This window comes from Marinomonas sp. FW-1 (genome assembly GCF_005222245.1).
GTDB classification, from domain to species: Bacteria; Pseudomonadota; Gammaproteobacteria; order Pseudomonadales; family Marinomonadaceae; genus Marinomonas; species Marinomonas alcarazii.
On record NZ_CP025987.1, the window covers coordinates 149,247 to 170,231 of the forward strand.

The 20,985-nt window shown below is 44.5% G+C and carries 19 protein-coding genes and 1 riboswitch; of the genes, 11 read left to right on the forward strand and 8 right to left on the reverse strand.

Translation table 11 applies throughout. The annotated features are described in order from the left end of the window. The first annotated feature begins 6 nt into the window (after positions 1 to 6). Positions 7 to 1,992, forward strand: coding sequence for a methyl-accepting chemotaxis protein (locus tag C1X04_RS00670; protein ID WP_110576505.1), 1,986 nt, complete (start codon positions 7 to 9; stop codon positions 1,990 to 1,992). Positions 1,993 to 2,280: 288 nt separating this feature from the next. Continuing rightward, the gene (locus C1X04_RS00675) at positions 2,281 to 2,748 is read left to right on the forward strand and encodes a hypothetical protein (RefSeq protein ID WP_137168896.1); all 468 of its coding nucleotides are present in this window, start codon (positions 2,281 to 2,283) and stop codon (positions 2,746 to 2,748) included. A gap of 127 nt (positions 2,749 to 2,875) precedes the next feature. Here the strand turns inward: C1X04_RS00675 and C1X04_RS00680 are convergent, their stop codons facing one another. From C1X04_RS00680 to rarD, 3 genes are all read right to left on the reverse strand, one after another. Beyond that, entirely contained in the window at positions 2,876 to 3,682 is an 807-nt protein-coding gene (locus tag C1X04_RS00680) for a RimK family alpha-L-glutamate ligase (RefSeq protein WP_137168897.1), read from the reverse strand. A 150-nt stretch (positions 3,683 to 3,832) separates the two neighbouring features. Then, positions 3,833 to 4,270, reverse strand: coding sequence for a hypothetical protein (locus C1X04_RS00685; protein WP_110576511.1), 438 nt, complete (start codon positions 4,268 to 4,270; stop codon positions 3,833 to 3,835). 177 nt (positions 4,271 to 4,447) lie between these two features. Continuing rightward, entirely contained in the window at positions 4,448 to 5,356 is a 909-nt protein-coding gene (rarD, locus tag C1X04_RS00690) for an EamA family transporter RarD (protein ID WP_137168898.1), read from the reverse strand. A 190-nt stretch (positions 5,357 to 5,546) separates the two neighbouring features. Then, positions 5,547 to 5,708: riboswitch (FMN riboswitch) on the forward strand. Positions 5,709 to 5,830: 122 nt separating this feature from the next. Between rarD and C1X04_RS00695 the strand changes: the two genes are divergently transcribed. The 4 genes from C1X04_RS00695 (at position 5,831) to C1X04_RS00710 (ending at position 11,774) form a co-directional block, all read left to right on the forward strand. Continuing rightward, positions 5,831 to 6,760 (forward strand): DMT family transporter, encoded by a 930-nt coding sequence (locus C1X04_RS00695; protein WP_110576515.1) that lies wholly within the window; start codon positions 5,831 to 5,833, stop codon positions 6,758 to 6,760. 184 nt (positions 6,761 to 6,944) lie between these two features. Next, positions 6,945 to 8,153 carry a nitrate/nitrite transporter gene (locus C1X04_RS00700; RefSeq protein WP_137168899.1) on the forward strand — a complete coding sequence of 403 codons (1,209 nt, stop codon included), beginning with the start codon at positions 6,945 to 6,947 and terminating at the stop codon, positions 8,151 to 8,153. A gap of 650 nt (positions 8,154 to 8,803) precedes the next feature. Continuing rightward, entirely contained in the window at positions 8,804 to 10,954 is a 2,151-nt protein-coding gene (locus tag C1X04_RS00705; protein ID WP_137168900.1) for an FAD-dependent oxidoreductase, read from the forward strand. 4 nt (positions 10,955 to 10,958) lie between these two features. Continuing rightward, entirely contained in the window at positions 10,959 to 11,774 is an 816-nt protein-coding gene (locus C1X04_RS00710) for a DUF547 domain-containing protein (RefSeq protein WP_137168901.1), read from the forward strand. A 3-nt stretch (positions 11,775 to 11,777) separates the two neighbouring features. On the opposite strand, the gene C1X04_RS00715 is transcribed toward C1X04_RS00710, so the two are convergent. Continuing rightward, positions 11,778 to 12,683 carry a LysR family transcriptional regulator gene (locus C1X04_RS00715; RefSeq protein WP_110576521.1) on the reverse strand — a complete coding sequence of 302 codons (906 nt, stop codon included), beginning with the start codon at positions 12,681 to 12,683 and terminating at the stop codon, positions 11,778 to 11,780. Between the two features lie 128 nt (positions 12,684 to 12,811). Between C1X04_RS00715 and C1X04_RS00720 the strand changes: the two genes are divergently transcribed. Continuing rightward, positions 12,812 to 13,537, forward strand: a complete 726-nt coding sequence (locus C1X04_RS00720; protein WP_110576523.1) for a sulfite exporter TauE/SafE family protein — start codon at positions 12,812 to 12,814, stop codon at positions 13,535 to 13,537. A gap of 2 nt (positions 13,538 to 13,539) precedes the next feature. Here C1X04_RS00720 and C1X04_RS00725 read toward each other — a convergent pair whose 3' ends face one another. From C1X04_RS00725 to C1X04_RS00740, 4 genes are all read right to left on the reverse strand, one after another. Next, positions 13,540 to 14,391 (reverse strand): ABC transporter permease, encoded by an 852-nt coding sequence (locus C1X04_RS00725; RefSeq protein WP_110576525.1) that lies wholly within the window; start codon positions 14,389 to 14,391, stop codon positions 13,540 to 13,542. Further along, complete coding sequence (locus tag C1X04_RS00730; RefSeq protein WP_137168902.1) at positions 14,391 to 15,239, reverse strand: ABC transporter permease; 849 nt, start codon at positions 15,237 to 15,239, stop codon at positions 14,391 to 14,393. The genes C1X04_RS00725 and C1X04_RS00730 overlap by 1 nt, the downstream gene beginning before the upstream one ends. 96 nt (positions 15,240 to 15,335) lie before the next feature. Beyond that, the gene (locus C1X04_RS00735; RefSeq protein WP_110576529.1) at positions 15,336 to 16,484 is read right to left on the reverse strand and encodes an extracellular solute-binding protein; all 1,149 of its coding nucleotides are present in this window, start codon (positions 16,482 to 16,484) and stop codon (positions 15,336 to 15,338) included. Beyond that, entirely contained in the window at positions 16,474 to 17,571 is a 1,098-nt protein-coding gene (locus C1X04_RS00740; protein ID WP_110576579.1) for an ABC transporter ATP-binding protein, read from the reverse strand. Before C1X04_RS00740 ends, C1X04_RS00735 begins: the two co-directional genes overlap by 11 nt. 183 nt (positions 17,572 to 17,754) lie before the next feature. Between C1X04_RS00740 and C1X04_RS00745 the strand changes: the two genes are divergently transcribed. The 4 genes from C1X04_RS00745 to C1X04_RS00760 all read left to right on the forward strand — a co-directional run bounded on the left by C1X04_RS00745 (position 17,755) and on the right by C1X04_RS00760 (position 20,922). Then, entirely contained in the window at positions 17,755 to 18,537 is a 783-nt protein-coding gene (locus C1X04_RS00745; protein ID WP_110576531.1) for an MBL fold metallo-hydrolase, read from the forward strand. After that, positions 18,534 to 19,535, forward strand: coding sequence for a LacI family DNA-binding transcriptional regulator (locus tag C1X04_RS00750; protein WP_137168903.1), 1,002 nt, complete (start codon positions 18,534 to 18,536; stop codon positions 19,533 to 19,535). Before C1X04_RS00745 ends, C1X04_RS00750 begins: the two co-directional genes overlap by 4 nt. Positions 19,536 to 19,572: 37 nt before the next feature. Then, positions 19,573 to 20,343, forward strand: coding sequence for an inositol monophosphatase (locus C1X04_RS00755; RefSeq protein ID WP_137168904.1), 771 nt, complete (start codon positions 19,573 to 19,575; stop codon positions 20,341 to 20,343). A gap of 63 nt (positions 20,344 to 20,406) precedes the next feature. Then, positions 20,407 to 20,922 carry a YgjP-like metallopeptidase domain-containing protein gene (locus C1X04_RS00760; RefSeq protein ID WP_137168905.1) on the forward strand — a complete coding sequence of 172 codons (516 nt, stop codon included), beginning with the start codon at positions 20,407 to 20,409 and terminating at the stop codon, positions 20,920 to 20,922. The last annotated feature ends 63 nt before the right edge of the window (positions 20,923 to 20,985 follow it).

Below are 20,985 nucleotides of genomic sequence, written 5' to 3' on the forward strand. Positions count from 1 at the left end.
AAGGATATGCTCTCGTTCTCTCAAAAACTTTATTTAGGCTTCGCCGTTGTTGTTAGTCTTTTAGCCTTGATTGGCACGACGGCATTTTTTGCTCTTAACAAGGCATCGAGCGGTTTTGATGAATACCGATCGATGGCAAGGGCAACGAATGCCGTAGGTCGGGTGCAAGCAAATATGCTGATGGTCCGTATGGATGAGAAAAGCTATATTGCGACCGGAAGTGAAAAAGATAAAGAAGCATTTGACTATTACTGGGGTAAAACTCAGACGCTCATTGATGAGGCCGCGACAGACCTTAAATCACCCGAAGACTTGAAGATTATACAGGAGCTAGAAGAGTCAATGACCAATTACTCTAATGGCTTTGAAGAGGTGGTGAATTTAAAAAGGCAAAGAAACGAATTAGTTGAAAAAGTGTTAAACCTTAAAGGTCCGACGATTGAGAAAAACCTGACTGAAATACTGATTTCAGCCAAAGAGGATGGCAATGTTAACGCGGCATTTCATGCTTCTCTTTCGATGAGGCATTTATTGCTCGCGCGTTTGTATGTACTGAAGTTTCTAGAATCCAACGATATTGAGGCTGTTGAGAGGGTTACTCAAGAGGTGACTGATCTTAATGCGGAAATGCAGAAGCTTGATCAAGAGCTGCAAAAACCAGCCCATAAGGCCTTATTAAACTTGGTTTCTCAAGAAATGGTGATTTATAAGCAAGCCTTTGATCAAACCGTTGCTGTTATATTAGATCGCAATGCGATTGTGAATGATGTATTGAATCCAATCGGTAATGTTGTGACAAAAATGACAGAAGACCTGAAGTTATCCATTAAAAACGAGCAAGATAAACTTGGCCCCGAGTTGACCGAAAGTAATGAGTTTACGATCGTGCTTATTGAAGTGTCTGTTGTCATAGCCATCTTATTGGGGGCTCTCATTGCTTGGCTAATTACCCGTTCAACCACATCGCAATTAGGTGGCGATCCTGCTTTGGTCACGCAAGTCGTAAGAGGCGTGGCAAAAGGCGACTTGGAAGTTCAGTTACCAAGCAATAATGAACAAGAAACCAGCTTATATGCTGCTATTCGAGTCATGGTGGCAAGCTTGAAAGAGAAAGCGGTTTTGGCTCAAAAAATTGCAGATGGCGATTTGACTGCTACAGTTGTATTAGCCTCTGACAAAGACAGTTTAGGACGAGCTTTGAAAGATATGGTGAAAAACCTTAACTCTATACTGTTGGATATTCAAAATGCTGGGGAGCAAATTGCAGCGGGTAGTTCACAGGTTTCTATTTTCAGCCACTCTCTTGCCGAAGGTGCGACTCAACAGAAAGATAATCTACAAACAATTTCTGCGGCATTGGAACAGTTGTCAGTACAAACGAGTGAAAACGCTGAAAGTGCTAAAGAGGCGAATCAGCTAGCTGATAAAGCTCAAAAAGCAGTTGTGGAAGGCCAATCACAGATGCGGGCCATGATAGTGGCAATGAATGAAATCAAAGCCGCTGGCGAAAGTATTGCCGGTTTTATTAAGACCATTGATGAAATTGCAGAGCAAACGAATTTGCTGGCATTAAATGCGGCCATTGAAGCTGCCAGAGCGGGCGAGCAAGGCCGTGGCTTTGCGGTGGTTGCCGATGAAGTGCGTGGCTTAGCGTCAAGAAGTACCGGTGCGGCTGCTGAAACGGCTAAGTTGATCCAATTGTCATCCAGTAAGACCGCGAATGGCGTTGCTATTGCAGAAAGTACCGATAAATCTCTTAAAGATGTTTTCGATGGTATTAATGAAACCTCGGCCATAGTGGCGAAAATTGCTGCGGCGAGTAATGAGCAAGCATTGGCGGTAAACGAAGTGTCTCAAGCGATGGCATCAGTTGGTGATGTGGTTGAGCAAAATGCGGCGGGTTCTGTAGAAGGCGCTGCCGCAGCGGAAGAGCTAAGTGGGCAAAGTGCTGCGATGAAACAAACCATGGAGCGCTTTACACTGGCAAGCTAACTTTGGTTAATCATTCGGCTTTACGCTGTTTTGGTCACATAAATGCTTAAATAACCACTAACGCCTTAAAGTGTTAGTGGTTTTTTATTGCCGTATTGGCATGGACTTTAACCATGAAAGGTGGCCGATGTTACTACTGTGACTTAACTTCGTGTATGGTGATAAAGATCTACCACCTTCAACAGAGCGCGTTATCTCTGATTGTCCCACAGTTGAATTGTCATTATAGTAGTAAGAAATACCTGATACTCATTACCACTATAATTATAAAAAACGAAAGGGCTAAGTATGTCCAAATACCTAGTTTTTATGGTTGGGTTACTGTATTCGCTTTCCTCCGTATGGGCCGCGAATCCGTCTATCAACAAGCTGAATACCTGCGTTGCTTTGGTTGAATTTGTTGACTCCAAGCTGGATGATTATGCCGATCATTATTCCTCGGAAGACATGGCTGTCGTTCACCGTGGTTTATCTGCGTATAGAAGCTTCCTGCAGGATGATGTGGTTACGCCAAAATTATTAAGCATGTATGGCGGCAATGCCGTTCAGGCGAAACTAATGCAGACGCTGTTTGATCGACAAAAGAAAACGTTTGCGTCTCACCTTAACGAACGCTACACCGAAAAAAAGCTCTTCACAGACTACGCCGCAGCGATTAATGACTGTACGGCTTACACTCGTATCAAACCTGAGGTCGTCAAGTCTTTGAACACTGCGCTTGATCGGATGATCTTGATGGGTAGGCAAGTTAAGTAATCGCTTAGATGCTTCCATGTAAAAATAGCAGTCAGTACTGATAGGTTTACAGCGGCGTTGGTGCGGTGGTGATTTGATGCATGAATCTTGCAAAGAGTGGTTTTTCTTTGCAAGATTCATTAAAGAATCAAAATCCGATTGGCTGATCTGTGAAAGTGGTCATTGATAGCAAATGCTGCTCATTGAGGTAATTAAGCAGCTCTGTATTTACATCATGTTGGATATTGGGCAAACCTTGATTGCCAAATATGCGATTGATTTCAATCACATAAGGCGTAGAACCTACCATGGCAATATCGAATCCGGCATGATTAATGTCCAGTGATTCAGCTAAATATGTGACTAAGTCCTGCGCTTCTTTTGGTATTAAGGCAACTTCCACCTGCCCGCCTTGGCTGATGTTGTTATGGAAACCATTGTCTGACTGCAGACGCCAATAACCACTGACAATTTTATTGCCCACCCAAATAACACGCATGTCTCTGTCTATTGGTAGATATTCTTGCGCATACAATACGTCGGTTTGAGCAAGGTAATCACGCCACTGACCAATGGTTTCTATCAAGAAAACGCCATTACCCATACTGCTGCGAGGGATTTTAGCGACAAAAGGCGATGGCATTTCATCCCAAATTTTTTCCGCTTCATAGGGCGTATTCGCCGCAATAATTGTATAGGGGTGCTGCAGTGGCGCAACGGTACGAAAAGTTCGAGTCATCTCTACTTTGTCGTGGCCAATCATATAAGTAGCAAGACTAGGGAAAATTCGCTTTTTTAGCCCGTGAACTAATGCATTAAGCTGCCAGTATTGAGGAAATAATAGCCAGTCGGCTTCTTTGATCTCATCAAGGTGGTCGTACATAGATTCAGGTTTGATGTAGCGGACCTGGGGTAAATGTAGTGTTCTTAGGGCGTCAAAAGAGATGATCTTCATTTGGTAATAATCAGTAGCTAAACATGCCGCGATTGTGAGGCTTGATTGCTAAAAAAGAAACAAAAAAAACACCATAATTTTAATGACCTTATGGTGCTGCATAAGGTCATTTTATGGACGCTTTTTTTCAGTTCCTCAAGCTTTAACAAATTAATGTTCTCGAGGTGCGTATTTTAGAAAAACGCCAAGAGAGATAAGCAAGAACCCTGCACTAGCAACAATGGCTACGGGGTAATACAAGTTCCCCGCCATATCGAGCTGGCTGTATTTGATCACCATAATTAAGCCTTCTAATGCCATAGCAACACAAACTGTACCGATAAACCTCGGCAAGGTTCGTCGTAATAAAACAATAATGTCATGCTCGTTATCGCTGCCGTATTCTTTATTTATCACCATCGCCAGCTCAAATACGGCAATGGCGATGATGTTAGAGTTGATGATCTTAATGATCACTTGGGTGAGGCTTTCGCCGTGATTGTATTCACTGAAAGCTCCGGCGAAGCTGGCGAAAACAACAAAGCCTGCGAGGGTAAAAAAGATCGTTGAGAATGTTTTAGCAAAGGTTTTTTGGATATTAATGTTCATGGAAAGAAGTCACCTTATTGAAGATGTTTCTAACAATAGAGCTTCTTATATCAATAAAAAGAGAGGCCTACGCGTTACCGCGATGCTTCCTTGTTGATTACGGGGAATCTTCAGTCTTTACGAATGAGCGAAAGTGGATCACGCACTTCGCTCCCATCCCATCAGTTTATTAAGAAGCTAGACTGCTTCTTTATCAGTAAGTACGGGTTTCGTTTTTCGAATACGACGAATAGAGTCTATAATCAGCATTGCCAATGCCGACCAAATTAGTACAAAAGTGGTGAGTTTTTCGGCGCTAAGTGGCTCGTCATACAAAAAGACCGCTAGAAAAAACATGCCTGTTGGTCCGATGTACTGGAAGAAGCCAAGAGTCACCATGCTGACTCTGTTTGCCGCTGCCGCAAAGCACATCAACGGAACCATAGTGACTGGGCCAGCTGCAAACAGTAGCCAATTGACGCTTGCGCTGTTTTCAAACATGTTAGCGCTTGGTGAAGGGCTGAGTATCAAATAGGTAAGAGCCAAAGGCAGCATAATGGCAGTTTCAATCGCCATTCCAGTAAAACTATCCACCGCAATCTTTTTCCTAACTAAGCCATAAAAGCCAAAGGTCATCGCTAGAATTAAAGCAATCCAAGGTAAAGAACCAAATTGGATAACTTCAAATACCACGGCGCAGAAACATAAAACCACTGCCGCTTTGCGCACTTTATCCAGTTTGTCTTTGAAGAAAATCATACCCAATAAAATACTAATGAGCGGGTTTATGTAATAACCCAAGCTGGCGCTTAGCATTTTGTTATTTTGTACTGCCCAAATAAACGTGCCCCAATTCAAGCCAATAAGGAGGGTTGATATCAGCATGGCCATCAGGATTTTAGGTGAACTTAATACCTTTTTTAAGGCATTGGTGTACCGCAATAGGACGATTAGCACGAGGACAATGACGCAAGACCAAATGACTCGATGGGCAAGAATCTCTGTCGCGGGAACAAATGACATTTCCTTAAAGTAAATCGGTGCGATGGCCCATAAGGTGAATGCCGTTAGTGCGTAAAGGATGCCGCTTTTGGACGAGGTTTGCATTGAAATCTTCCTATTCAATGTAAGAGAATTTTTAGGTGAGTCAGTGTATATCAATATTGGATACTTGGTCAGGTTTTTGTTGTTTAGTAAATACAGCATTTCATAAACACGTACGTTGCGCTTATTGCCTAAAGAGCGGGATGCGTTTAAAGTTAAGCCATATATTTTTATACAAATGTATATTTACATTAATCGAACTTCGGGGCGGGGCGAAATTCCCCACCGGCGGTGATTTGACTAGATTGAAGAATCTATCAACAGCCCGCGAGCGCTTTGTTTTTATAAACAAAGGTCAGCAGATCTGGTGAGACTCCAGAGCCGACGGTCATAGTCCGGATGATAGAAGTCGACCAAGCTTTTGTTACGCCTAATGGTTGGTTAGGTGTATCTGAACTGTGCATTTTCGTGTGCAGATCTTGGTACTATTCGTTCTCATCACCCCTGTGCATCTTATTTTATTTGGAGAAACCAAAGATGGCAGGCACATTTTTTATCATGATCGCGTGTTTCACGTGGGCATTAGATACCTTAATTCGCTACCCTTTATTAGGGGCGGGTTATTCCACACTGCAAATAGTCCTAATTGAACACCTTACCTTGGTGCTGTTTGTCGCACCTATGCTGTGGCGCTATCGCCATGTTTATCGTCATATGTCGATAAGCGGTTTTTCGTGTTTGTTTTTTATTGGTGGTATCGGTTCGGCTATGGGCACCTTGGCATTTACCGAGGCCTTTCACTATTTGAATCCAACGGTCGTTATCTTGCTACAAAAACTACAGCCAATCGTGGCGATTTTGCTGGCTTATTGGCTATTGAAAGAGCGCATTGAAGGACAATTTGTTCGCTGGGCTGCGGTGATTTTAATGGGGAGCTTTGTGATGATGTGGCCGGATTTGCGTCAACTAGGCGACGCGCAATGGCATTACTCAGATGATACGTTAAGCATCATGAAGGGTTACGGTTATACCCTGATTGCAGTCATCGCTTGGGGCGCGGCCACGGTCTGTGGCAAATACTTGTCTTACCAACATATGCCTGCCAACGCGATTATGTCAGGCCGTTTTGTTGCTGGATTATTGGTGTTGCTACCGATGGCATTGGCGCAGTCTGATGGTTTGAAGGTGATGACATCGATCGACTTAAGCTTATTAGTGGTAATGGCATTACTCAGTGGCTTTATCGGCATGTGGTTCTATTACCAAGGCTTAAAAACGGTCCCTGCGCAACTCGCTACTTTAGCTGAGCTGTCTTTCCCTGTCTTCGCCGCTGCGATCAACTGGCTATTCCTTGATATGGGCTTAACCGCTTACCAAATCATCGGTGGCTTGATGCTCATCCTCGGCAACATCGGCTTGCGCATGAAAGAGCTGAGAAAAGCCGAATTAACAGCTGTCACTCAGTAGGTTTAGTTTTTCCTTTAATGGTCTGGCAGAGAGTTTGTCAGACCATTCCTTATTTTAATAGAAATACCTGCCCATTTTTGGTGCTTTTTGTTTTAGAATAGCGCCCACAACTTGTCCGTTAGGTCAGCTTTTAAGTGCATCTTCTTGGTCGATGGCTTAATTTTCATTCTAATAAGGAAGCGAGATGCCAAACTCTTCTTTTCAATCATCTATCCCTGAGCCGAAAACCCAGTGGCTAAACGTTATTTTATTGTGGGTAGCAGGTATTTCTGCGGCGATGCAGTTTGCGAAGTTCTCGGTATCGTTTGATGGTTTGCTTGAGCATTATCAAATGGGGCCGACGTCAACAGGCGCAGCGTTGTCTGCGGTTGGTATTGCTGGCTTAATCTTCGGGGTGTCGGCGGGCATGATTGCCAGTCGGTTTGGTTATTTGAAGGTGTTGGTTGGTGCCTTGTTGCTGGGCGGCAGTCTGTCTCTGATTCAATCCACGTTGCCAACTTTTAATGTGTTATTCGTGACACGAATGCTGGAAGGCTTTTCGCAATTGGGCGTGGTGGTTGCGGCGCCGACTTTGATTGCCAAATTAAGTGCATCAAATCATAAGTCTTTAACCATGGGAATTTGGGGCACCTTCTTTGGTGTTGCGTTTGCGCTATGTGGTTGGGCTGGAAAAAATATTTTAGACCAATACGGTTTGCAGACTTTGTTTTTAAGCCATGGACTTTTTATCACCACAATCGGTGTGGTGTTGTTTTTCAAGCTAAGAAAGAATCCGGTCTTGGATTTGGTTCCTGTGACGGAAATGCAGGATGGATTTTTAAGACAGATGGCTAAAATCTATCAGAATCCTCGGGCTCTGTTACCAAGCTGCGTATTCTTGTTTTATACCTGCACTTTGGTGTCGGTGCTGACTTATGTACCCGGTTTGATTGGTGATTCGACATTACAAAAATTGATGATGGTGGTGTTGCCATTGATTAGTACAGGCGGCACCTTTCTCGCAGGGGCAATTGCACAATATTTGATGCGACCACAAAGGGTTGCTTTGATGGCGTATTGTGGTGTGGCCAGTTGTGTGCTTTTGCTGTCTCTTATTAGCGGTTCGCCAGAACTGTTTTGTCTGGTGGTTGGCGCGATGGTGTTGTTCCTTGGTATGGTGCCAGGCTCCGCTTTGGCAATGATCCCAACCCTTGCTCGTAATCCAAGTGAGCAAGCGCAAGGTTATGGTTTACTGGCACAGTTTGGTAACCTTGGTGCGACGGTTGGGCCGCCGACGTTTGCTACAGCCATTGCTGCCTATGGGCTTTCTGGTTTGGTTGTATTGATCTTGTGTATTTGCTGTTTTGGTGTGTTGTTTAGCTTGTGGGCAGGACGTATTAGAACAGTCTCGTAGGCTTTGCGCGTATTTTTCGATAGGCCGTGTTTGTATTTCCAAACGCGGCCTTTTCTTCCTTTTAAATCTTCTTTGTCTTCTCCTTCACTCAATCCGTTTTTGTAATTAAGTGCAGCATTCTGTTTTTTGCCTTACTCTCATAACTTAAAAATATTTTAGTCGTTACTGTAATAATTTAGGGCTAGGTTGAGTCTAACCTCTATACATAGAAGCTTTGCATGAGCCATCACTTCATTCAGCGTCGTTCCCGCGAAGGCGTGAATACAGTGGTCTTGTTTAAATAAGGTTATTTTCTATGGACATAAGAGATAGATTCCCGCCTTCGCGGGAATGACAAGAGAACGCCTTCGCGGGAATGACAAGAGAACGCCTTCGCGGGAATGACAAGAGAGCGCCTTCGCGGGAATGACAAGAGAGCGCCTTCGCGGGAATGACAAGAGAGCGCCTTCGCGGGAATGACAAGAGAGCGCCTTCGCGGGAATGACAAGAGAACGCCTTCGTGGGAATGACAAGAGTGGCATTGGTTAGGAATACGCGCGTTGAATCTTTTCTAACATAGTATTGATGAGTGCATTAGTCGTAAACGGTTTCGCATAGCAAGATTGTTTGGTTTTATATGGAGTTGCAAAAACTCTTTCGGAGTTCTACTAATGAAGAAAATTGGATTGTTGGTACTTATTGCCGCATTGGCAGTGGGCTTTTTCTATTTCGATTTGAACCAGTTATTAACACTAGACGGTTTGAAATCTGGCCTTGCACAGTTTGATACATGGCGAGATGAAAGCCCTTTGTTGGTGGGTGGCGGGTTTTTGCTCTTGTACGTTATCGTTACAGCCTTGTCTTTGCCCGGTGCGGTGATTATGACCTTGGCGGCAGGCGCGTTATTTGGCTTGCTGTGGGGAACCGTGATCGTATCCTTTGCCAGCAGCATTGGGGCGACTTTGGCGTTTTTGGTATCTCGTTATTTGTTACAAGACATGGTGCAGTCACGATTTGGCAATCGTCTAACCGCATTTAACGAAGGCGTCGAAAGAGACGGTGCCTTTTATTTGTTTACCCTTCGTTTGGTGCCTATTTTCCCTTTCTTTCTAATTAACTTGTTGATGGGGCTGACAACGATTCGTGCTTTCACCTTTTACTGGGTAAGCCAAATCGGTATGTTCGCGGGCACTTTGGTGTACGTAAATGCGGGAACTCAGTTGGGGCAGTTAGAAAGTTTGTCGGGTATTTTGTCGCCATCTTTGCTGCTGTCTTTTGTGTTGTTGGGTGTTTTCCCGCTTATCGCGAAGAAAATCGTCGACGTGGTAAAAGCGCGACGAGTGTATGCCGGATTTAGCAAGCCAAAATCTTTTGATCGTAATTTAATTGTTATTGGTGCAGGTGCTGGTGGCTTAGTAAGTGCTTACATTGCGGCAACGGTAAAAGCCAAAGTGACGCTAATAGAAGCTCATAAAATGGGGGGCGATTGCTTAAATTACGGCTGTATTCCGAGTAAGGCATTGATCAAAAGTGCGAAAGTCGCTCATCAAATGCGCCATGCTGAAAACTACGGGTTGAACAGCAGCGAGCCGACCTTTTCGTTCAAAAAAGTCATGCAGCGAATTCACGATGTGATCGCAACAATAGAGCCTCACGATAGCGTTGAGCGTTACAGCAAAATGGGCGTCGATGTGGTGCAAGGTTACGCCAAATTGATCGATCCTTGGACGGTGGAAATTCAACGAAATGACGGCGACACGCAACGTTTGACGGCGCGCAGTATTGTGTTGGCAACCGGCGCTCGGCCTTTCATTCCGAATTTACCAGGTTTAGACGAGGTGGGTTATTACACCAGCGATACCATGTGGGAAGCCTTTGCTAAGTTCGATGAGCCGCCGAAGCGCCTTGTGGTTTTAGGTGGTGGCCCGATTGGTTGTGAATTAGCGCAGAGCTTTGCTCGTTTAGGGTCCAAGGTGACACAAGTGGAACGCTCGGCTCGTATTATGGGGCGAGAAGACGAAGAAGTGTCTAAGCTGGCACAAGAAAGCCTAATTCAAGATGGCGTGATTATGCTGACTTCTCACAATGCGCTGCGCTGTGAGAAAGAAGGCGATGTGAAGCGTTTGATCGTTGAGCGTGATGGGCAAGAATCTGTTGTGGAATTTGATGCTCTGATTTGTGCAGTGGGTCGTGAAGCGCGGCTGGAAGGTTACGGTTTAGAAAGTCTGGGTATTGAGACCAAAGGTACCATCGTCACCAATGATTATCTGGAAACGCTCTATCCAAATATTTTTGCCGCGGGCGATGTGGCAGGCCCTTATCAGTTTACTCATGTGGCGTCGCACCAAGCTTGGTATGCCGCGGTGAATGCTTTGTTTGGCTCGCTGAAAAAATTCCGTGTCGATTACCGAGTGATTCCTTGGACCACTTTTGTTGACCCTGAAGTGGCTCGCGTTGGCTTGAGTGAACAAGATGCCAAAGACAAAGGCATTGCTTATGAAATGGTGCGCTACGAATTAGATGATCTGGATCGCGCCATTGCCGACAGTGCCGCCAAAGGTTTTGTCAAAGTGCTTACCGTTCCGGGTAAAGATAAGATCTTGGGTGTGACCATAGTCGGTGAGCACGCTGGGGATTTGTTGGCTGAGTTTGTATTGGCGATGAAACACGGCCTTGGCCTGAATAAAGTGCTCGGCACCATTCATACGTATCCAACATGGGCGGAAGCCAATAAATACGCCGCAGGCGAGTGGAAGCGTGCGCACGCGCCACAGCGTATCTTGAATTGGCTGGAAAAATACCATGCTTGGCGTCGAGGTTAATGTGATGAATAAACTTCGCTTATTGGTTTTCACGCTATTGAGCTTTACCTTCGCTGGTTTGTTCAGTGTTCAGGTAAGCGCGGCAAACGCATTTGATCATAGCCAGTGGGACACATTGCTAAAAGAGCATGTGTTGCCGCTCAATGGTGGTCAGGCAAGCCAAGTGGATTATCAAGGCTTTGCCGATGATAAGGCACAACTGGATCGCTATTTAGCGGATTTGTCTCAAGTCGATAACGCTGATTTTGATAACTGGTCCAAAGACGAGCAATTGGCTTTTTTGATCAATGCTTATAACGCTTGGACGGTTGATTTGATTCTTACCAAGTGGCCAGATCTGGACTCGATTAAAGATTTGGGGAGCTTCTTTCGTTCGCCATGGAGTCAATCTTTTATTCCGCTACTGGGCGAAACTCGCTCTTTGGATGATATTGAGCATACCTTGATTCGCGGTTCCGATCATTATCAGGATCCACGCATTCATTTTGCGGTGAATTGCGCGAGTATCGGTTGTCCTTCGTTGCGAAATGAAGCTTACACAGGCAAGCGTTTAGATACTCAGCTAGACGAACAAACGCGACTTTTCTTGCAAGATCGCAGTCGAAACCGAATAGATGGCGGCAAGTTGTGGCTATCTTCCATTTTCAAATGGTATCGAGAAGACTTCGAAAAAGGCTGGCAGGGCTATTCATCGCTGGAGCAATTTTTAGTCGATCACGCAATGGATTTGTCTTTAACCTCTGAAGAGATTCAGAAGTTGAAAGACAAAGATATGACCATCCGCTTCTTAGATTATGATTGGGCATTAAATAAGATCTAATCTTTATAGATCGCTTCCCGAACTGTTAAGGCTTTTCATCATTTCCCAAAATAGGTTCGCCTGAGAGCTCTGAGTTTGGTGGCGTAAGCGGATCATAAAAATGGGCAGCTGATTCTGTGAGGTGAAATTTTCCACTTCAATTGGCACCAGCTGTCCGTTATTCAATTCTGTCTGAATGCAATGTTTTGGCATTCGCGCCCAACCAAGCCCATGCACCAACAAGGTTTTCTTTGCTTGGAAATCGTTCACATACCAGCGCTTGCCTGTTGGTAACACGAACCTGTGGCCATTTTCTGAGGCGTTGGCCGTCGTATCGTTGACTAAAATTTGGGGAATGGCATAAAGAGATTGTTGCTTGATCTTGGTGTCGCTTGTGTTGAGCGTGGCGAGTAATTCTGGACTAATTACGGCGATCATGGTGATTTTATTCAGTTCGATAAACGCATGTCTGTCATCGAGACCGTACCTTGGGCCAATGGCGATCTCGCATTTGTTCTTGGCGAGTTTTTCTTGCACGCCATAAAGGTGATCTGTGGTGATGTCTAAGGCGATATCCGCGTGTTGGTTTTGAAAGGCTTTGATTCGTGACATGCAGTCATTGTCTAACGCCATTTGACTTAAACAGAGATGAAGTGGCGCTTCGGTGCCTTGAGCAAGGTCATGACCTAGGTTCTCCAATTGCAAAACTTGTGACATGAGCTTTTGGCTTTGTAAAAAGAAGGCATGACCTTCGGCGGTCAGCGTAGGCCGATAACTGTTACGATCGAATAATAAAATCCCGTATTGCTCTTCTAATGCTTTTACTGCCGCACTGATTCCAGGCTGAGTTTTGTGGATGGCGTCTGCAGCGGAACGAAAGCTTCCGGTTTCAACGACGGCAATAAAAGCCCTGAGTTGGTCCAGTTTCATAAGTCTCACACTTGATCACTATTTGTGATCATTATAATAATTAAACGAGATTATTTATTGTTCATTAATTGCCGTATTATTGCACGCATAAAAACGAGTTATCTCGTAAGTTATTTGAAGGAGAGAACGTGGATATTACGGTTATTGTGTTGTTTCTGGCTGGACTGATCAGTGGCTTTTCGAAGTTTTCGATCGGCGGAATGGGGTTGCTGGTGTTGCCCATTGTGATGATCGCCTTCCCAGGCCCCGAGGCGTTAGCCATCTTATTGCCCTTGTATATTATTACCGACATTATGGCGGTGTTTAGTTATCGATCTAAAATCGCTTGGTCGGTGCTAGCGCGATTTTTGCCATTGGCTTTTTTAGGTGTTTTTGTTGCCAGCCATTTGTTAGCGAATATTAATGCGGAGCAGTTTGTGAGTTTTCTTGGCGTGATGATTATTGCGATGATCGCGTTGGGACTTTATTTAGATTACCGTCCGACGTCCTTTATGCAAAAGCCTCTGGCCGCTTATTCGATGGGTTTTATAGGTGGTATTGTCACCATGATGGCCAACGCAGCAGGCCCGATATTCAGTCTGTTCTTATTGGAGCAAAAGCTGGATAAGAAGACCTATGTCAGCACCCGTGCGTGGGCGTTTTTCATTATGAACGTGGTGAAATTGCCATTTTATATTAGCCTTGGTTTACTGTCTGTCGAGAGCACAAAAGCCAGCTTGTACGCGGTACCTGGATTGGTCGTGGGGGCTTTCATTGGCTTCCACGTGTTAAAGAAAGTGAACCCAATCCAATTCAAATGGCTAATCCGCATCATGTCGACCATCGCCGCCGTGAAACTGTTTCTTTTTTCATAGCCTTATTTTCCGAGCTTAGACAGCATTTCTGGTTTCATAAATTTATGAATAATGACCATAAATAAGATGGAAGGGACAAGAAGGATCAATGCGGTGATTGAAGCGATCTGATAGTTTCCTTCCATACTGGCAGTGTAAAGTAAAAGTGGCAATGTCGTTATATTCGGTGAACCAACAAAGAAAGTGCCAGTAAATTCATCTAAAGATTCCAAAAAGACAAATATGCTGCTGGCAATTAAGCCTGGTGCTGCTTGTGGCAATACAATATGAAAGAAGGTGTAGAAAGGTCCAGCCCCAAGATTCCGTGATGCGCGCTCTAGCATAGGGTCAGTCGATGAAAATGCCGCCACACTGATCCAAATAGAAAACATCAATCCATGAACACTATGGACGATGATCACCCCCAATAAGGTACCGTTTAAGCCAAAATCATAAAACAATCTAGCTATGTTCATGTACACGGTTAGGTTTGGAAATGCTTGAGGGATTAAAAACAGCAGCATCCAGAAAATTCGGAATGGCATGCTACGTTTAGAGAGTGCATAACCCGCTGGAATAGAGACAATCAAACAAACCACAACGGTGAGCACGGCAATCAATAAACTGGTAAATAATGAGCCTGAAACATCGCTGTATGGGTTAAATACTTGCTGCCAATATTTAAATCCCCATTGGCTAGGTAACGCATGTGGGAAATACCAACTTTCCGTTACTGTCCAAATTAGTAAGTTCATGATTGGCCCGAATAGGACGAGTGCGAGTAACAATATAAAGACACATTGTAGCCAGAAACTCGGACGCAAATAGCGGATATTCACTTTTGCTAGCAGGCTATTGGTTTGTGGATAGCTCATTAGTTAGCCCCTTTTTCTTTGAGGTTTTGGCGTAAATAAAACCAAGCCAATCCAGCGCAAATACAGTAGGACACTAAACCTAGTGCGTTTGCTACATGGTAATCGCCATAAGAATTGATACGAAATGCCATGTCAGCTGTCATCATAGTAGGTGAGCCTGTTCCTATCATGAGAGGAACCGATAATACGGACATCATGGTGACAATGGATAGAACCATGGCAACACCAAGCGTTGATGTAATTTGTGGCAAGATAATTTGGAACAAAATACTTAAGCGTGAAGCGCCTAAATTGCGGGCTGCGCGAATTTGCGATTCGTCTAATGCGGCCATGGCGCCAGAAATTAATAAGGTTGAAAAGGCCAATTGCTTCCAGACAAAGGTAATAATAATGCCGCTCCAACCAAGGAAAGATACGGTGTCCATGGGCGTTAGTAAGCCCGAGGCGACAAAAGCATTATTCATTAAGCCATTTTTCGCTAAAAAGGTACGCATCATTTGCGCTGTGACGATAAAGGGAATGAATAAAGGCAAACGATAAAGAAAGCCCAGTGTCTTCGTCAAAGAACGAAAAGGCGATAAAGTAATGAGAGCGGCGATGGTAATGGACAGAACTGCCAATATAGCGACTGAGACCAATACAATAATGATGGTGAAGAGAATGTCTTTTGAATAAAGATCAAAGGCTTTGTTTAAATGGCTGAGCGTAAAACCGCCGTCGTCTAATGTAATGGCTGAATAGAGTGAAAAAACCAAAGGATATAAAAAGAAAATACCAACCATTAAAGCTGCTGGGACGATTAACCAAAGGCGATGCTTTAGTAGATTGGGTGATGTCGTTTGACGCATGTTTACTTCCAATAACCAACACAAGAATAAATAGTCCTGAGCAGCTTAAAATATAATTGCTCAGGACTTATGTTGAACGTCTCTCTGAACTAATTATTAGTTAGAAACGTTGCGCTCGTAGCCCTCTTTGATGTCATCAAAGTACGGTCCAATAGGGAAACTTTTGCCATATTTTGATAAATCGCTAGGGGTGATTTCTGCGAACAGTTTTTCCCATGTCGCTTTATCTAGCTTAGCTTCCACATAGTTCGCATCAATGCCTGGATACCAGTTGAATTGCTTAACAATACCGTTGGCTTGAACTTCTGGGCTGGTGGCTAATTCAATGAACTCGCGAGCCAGTTGAGGATGTGCGGCTTTGGCTGGTGCTACGTAGTACATAGGCTGACCCGGCATGCCTGGTGCAATCAAAGAAAGTTTGAGTGATGGTGGGATTTTGCCTTGCTCTTTCCAGCTGTAGAACATATCTACCCAAACTGGGCCCATGAAAATCTCTCCCCGATTGAGCATGTCTAAGGTGCCAGCGTTGCCCGGAGTAAAGGTGATATTTTTGTTGAACTCTTTAAGTTCAGAAAAGGCTTTATTCCAAGTGGATTCGACGCTCTTATCGTATGGCGCAGAAGACAGTCTTTCTGCATCTGTGCCGTAGGCATAAATCCAGCCAGTTACAAAACTTACGCCAGACATGCCATTTTTGATGCCATTGTAGCCAAAGGCTTTAGGGTGTTTTTTTGTCCATTGAACCAATTCGTCATAAGACGTTGGTGGGTTCTCAACAAAATCACTGTTGTAAGCAATGGCGGTTTGGCTGTGGAACATTGGCATAACGTAACCATCCACATTGATACCTAGCGCATTTTTAGCACTGTCGCGAGAGACCATGTCACCGGTTTTCACTTCGCTGCGGTATTTTGACAGCAAGCCATCTTCTACCATTTCCCCACCAATTTTTTGATGCACAACGGCTACATCTATGTCCCACTTAGCAAGGCCGCTGTCATTTTGTGCCGACAGTTTTTCCATGATTTTGTGAGAACCTGCATCACCTGGTCCTGTGCCTACGACGTTTACCTTTACTCCAGGGTGTGTCGCCTCAAATTTTGGGGCAAGATATGTTTTCACGTAATCCACCATATTTTGACTACCCGCAGAGGCCACATTAAGTGTGGTTTCTGCGAATGCAAAACTGGAAAATTGAGTAAGGCCGACAGCAGCGATTACAGCGATGTTAGTTTTAGCAAACATGATTCATCCTCATTGATTTGACAGAAACGGCATGGTTTTTTTGATGCGCTACAAGTTTTCCTTCTTTATCAAAAGCATGCAGAGCATTATTGGGAACACTTAAGGTTACGGGAGTGTTCTCAGACAGGTTCTGGTCATGATCTGCCTGTATGGTGTGCTTCCCGCAGCGCACACTAATTTGGTAGTTATTGCCAAAGAAAACACTTTGTTCGACGTGGCCGTGAATAATTAAGCCCGCATTTAAGTCATCTTTACTTGCCGCCTGTGGCGTTGCTAGCACGGCATTTTCGCTGCGAAAATAAAGATCTAATTCAGCGGCTGGGTTACTCGTATTTAGGCGAAAAGCGTCGTCGTGAGTTGGCCATTTGATATGGTTTTCAGCCCCCATAAAATCAGCAACAAAAGGGGTACTTGGGTGGTGATAGATTTCTTCTGGGGTACCGATTTGTTCGATTTTTCCTTGGTTTAGCACGGCAATCCGATCCGCCATGACTAGGGCTTCTTCCTGATCATGGGTGACAATTAAAGAGGTGAAGCCAAGTTGCTTTTGCAGGGCTTTGATTTCATGGCGAACGCTTAATCGAACTTTCGCATCAAGATTGGAAAGCGGTTCATCAAGCACTAGGACATCGGGACGAATCGCTAAGGCGCGTGCCAATGCCACTCGTTGGCGTTGTCCTCCTGACAAAGCCGTTACCTTCTCGTCTTCTAACCCTTCTAATTTTACGATGCTCAATAATTCGCTGACGCGGCGGTTTATTTCTGCGCGTTTGGCTTTTTGAACTTTAAGTCCGTAACCAATATTTTGTGCGACAGTCATATGAGGCCATAGAGCGTAGCTTTGAAAAACCATGGTGATGTTGCGTTTTTCGGCTGGCAATTGAGAAACGGACCGAGACCCCGCAAAAATCTCTCCGCCGCTTACAGGAACGAAGCCACATAACGCATTAAGCAGCGTCGTTTTGCCACAACCAGATGGACCAAGTAAGGCAATCATTTCGCCTTGCTCAACAGTTAAATTGATCTTGTCTAAAATCAATTTTTTACCGTAGCCAGCCTGCAAGTTTTGTATGTGTAAGTGCGCCATTCCTTTCTTTTTCCCCAAGCCAATAAAACGATTGCCGGCCGTTTTTTGAGTTTTTTTAACAAATGAACACGTGTTCAGTGGTTTGTAAAAAAAATGCAATCTCTAACCGACATTATGGTGGCCTACTTTGTCGGATCTTTATGACAATTTAATTAAGCTAAAAAGACATCTTGGTGAGACAGTATGAAAATTGATGTAATTGGCAGTGGCAGTGCGTTCTCTAAGCGCTGTAATACTTCCGCGATAAAAATCACAGATAGCCTTGAGAATCAGTGGCTTATTGATTGTGGCCCAACGATTCCTCGGGCCATTTGGCAGCGCAATATTGGCGTTAATGACATTGCAGTAATTTATTTCACTCATATTCACCCAGATCACAGTTCAGGTTTAGCTGCCCTTATTAACCAATGGAAAAGCTTCAAGCGTACGGAGCCTTTGACTATTTTCTGTCAATCGGATCAACGACAGCCGCTTCAGGCCCTCGTTGATTTGGCTGTGTGGCCAGAAACGCAGCTGTGTTTCGACATTCATTGGCAAGATATTGCGGACGACTTCGAGTGGAAGCACTGGCAAATTCGCACGGCCAACACGCAGCATGAAATGGCGAATAAAGCGCTGAGAATCACCATAGAGGGAAAAAGTGTCTTTTACAGTGGCGATGGCCGTCCTACCAAGGCGAGCGAAGCCTTGATGGAAGGTGTGGATATCGCTTTTCAGGAATGTGCTTCTTTTCATGCTTTGGATGGCGGCTCTTCCCATGGGGATTTCCCTGACTGTCAGCGTTTGCTGGCAGAGACAAATGTAAGAGCATTGGGGATTTATCATTGTTTTGATGAGGCCATCCCTAGTTTGTTGGCCGCTACGTCTGGTCATCCTGCGCTATTTTTAAGTCGAGATGGTTTGCAATTTGACTTAAATAATTTTGATCTTAGTTCGCATCCGATGAATCAAGGAGAGGTGCTTTGAAGAATCCTCGAGGTGGTCGGTCTGTGTCTGCTGAAGATGTGGCAAAGCTCGCTGGTGTATCCCGTGCGTCGGTATCAAGGGTGTTTAGCGATCAGGGCAATGTTGCACGCGAGACTCGCAAAAAAATCTTACAAGCAGCGAATGAGCTTGGCTATCAAGTCAATTTTTTGGCGCAGGGCTTAAATCGCAAACGCAGTCAGCTAATTGGTGTGGTGGTGGCGCGATTAAGTGACCCTTTTCGTAGCAGTTTGCTAGAGGGGTTGTTGAGTGAAATTCAACGTAAGGGTTATCAAGCCCTCGTCACAGAAGTGCGTGATGCGGATGAATTGGAAATGACTATTCGGCGTTTTACGCAGTTTCGAGTCTCTGGGGTCGTTGTCACATCGGGTCAACCGCCTGCGGATTTAGTGAAGGAATGCGTTCAGCACAATGTCCCTGTGGTCGGTATTAACCGCCATGTGGAGTTTCCCGAGGTAGACCTTGTTTGTTCTGATAACAAGATGGCCGCCGAGTTGGTGGCGGAACAGCTAATAGCTTGCGGCTGTCAGTCGATTGCTTGGTTGAATTATCGTGAATCCACTTGGTCCGGTATCAATCGTGGCGATATGTTTCAGCAGGTGATGGCTGAAACGAGCAGAGATTTATTCGAAATAGTTGCTGAAGCGGATGGCTACGAAGGTGGAAGGCAAGCGGCCCATGTATTTTGTGCAGAAGGGAGAAACGTTGATGGTGTGTTTTGCGCTAATGCTCAGCTGGCCTGCGGCTTTTTGGATGGGATGCGAGAAAATGGCCTTGATGCCCCACATGACTTCCGCATTATTGGTTTTGATAATACGCCGCAAACAGCGCAATACAGTTATCGCCTGACGACGATTCATCAAGATGTTGAGGAAACCGCCAGGCGGGTTTTGTCTTGCTTGGAAGCCAGAGGGAAAGATCCATCTATTGATCAAAGCATAGAAGAAATACCGGTCAAATTGGTGATTAGAAATACTTAACCAAGTTTTGAATTGACCAGCATAAGGACAAAATAACATGCAAGATGACTATCAAGTTTTAGAAGCGGCAATTAAAACCGCAGGCAAACGTGCTCAAGCCATTCGTCAGTCGGGATTATCTGTAACAACAAAAAGCAGACAAGATTTTGTGTCTCAGGCAGACATTGCGGTTGAAGCTGAGCTGAAAAAAGTGATTCGCGCTTTATTCCCCGATGATGGTTTTTTGGGGGAAGAAAGTGGCCTTGTTCAAGCTTCTAAACCAGAGGTCTGCGGTGTCTGGGTGATTGATCCCATTGATGGCACCACAAATTACGTTCAAGGTATGGATTATTGGTGTGTTTCAGTAGCCTATATAAAGCACAATGAAATCCAGATGGGCTTTGTTTATGCGCCGGATAGGGAGGAATTTTTTACTGCCAAGAAAGGCCAAGGCTCGTATTTGAATGGCGTTCGATTAACGATTCATGATCCTCAAAAAGGTCAGGTACTTCTGGGGTTAGGACGATCTAATCGTCGACCTGTACAAGCGTATTGTGATCTTATCTTGATGTTGGACAAACAGGGTATCGAATACCGACGTTTTGGAGCGGGTGCTCTGATGTTGGCTCATGTGGCATCTGGACTGGTTCATGGCTACTTTGAATCCCATTTAAACAGTTGGGATGCGTTGGCAGGCTTGCTGTTAATCGAAGAAGCGGGTGGCCAAGTGACTGACTTTCTTAAAAATGATGGGTTGTTAAACGGTAATCTTGTCTGGGCGGCCAGCCCTCAGTTGTGGGAAGAATTACGGCCATTGCTGGGTGCTTGAATGGTTTTTCAACCTCAGTTCTGCGACACTTGTCGATCTTTTCTGTGTTAGTCGATAGTGTCTATGACTCAAAGTAATGAAGTAAAAAAATACCTTGGTGCTTACAGTGCTCAGGTGCAACAACAGGCGCAGCAGCTTCTGGATACTGAGCAGTCTGCCGCTTGGTTATTAAAGAAATACCCGGTTGCCCATTCGCTAAACGGTCCACGCGCTTTGTATGATTATGCGATGGATTTAAAAAACGCTTTTATGCGCAGTTCACCGCCGATTAGCAAAGTGATTTATGACGATAAAATCCACATTATTAATAATGCTCTTGGGTTACATACTTATGTGTCACGGATGCAGGGAAGTAAGCTGAAAGCCAAGAATGAGATTCGTATTTCATCTTTGTTTCGTCGTATTCCCGAGCCTTTGTTAAAGATGATTTTGGTGCATGAATTGGCGCACCTTAAAGAAAAGGATCACAACAAGGCGTTCTATAAGCTCTGTTGTTATATGGAAGCGGATTATCACCAGTTAGAGTTTGATTTACGTTTATATTTGAGTCATCGAGAGCGCTTTGGTGACTTGTGGTAAATCGATTATCGAGATATTTTTTTGAAAAAAAAGCCTATTTTCAAAAATAGGCTTTGTGCAATA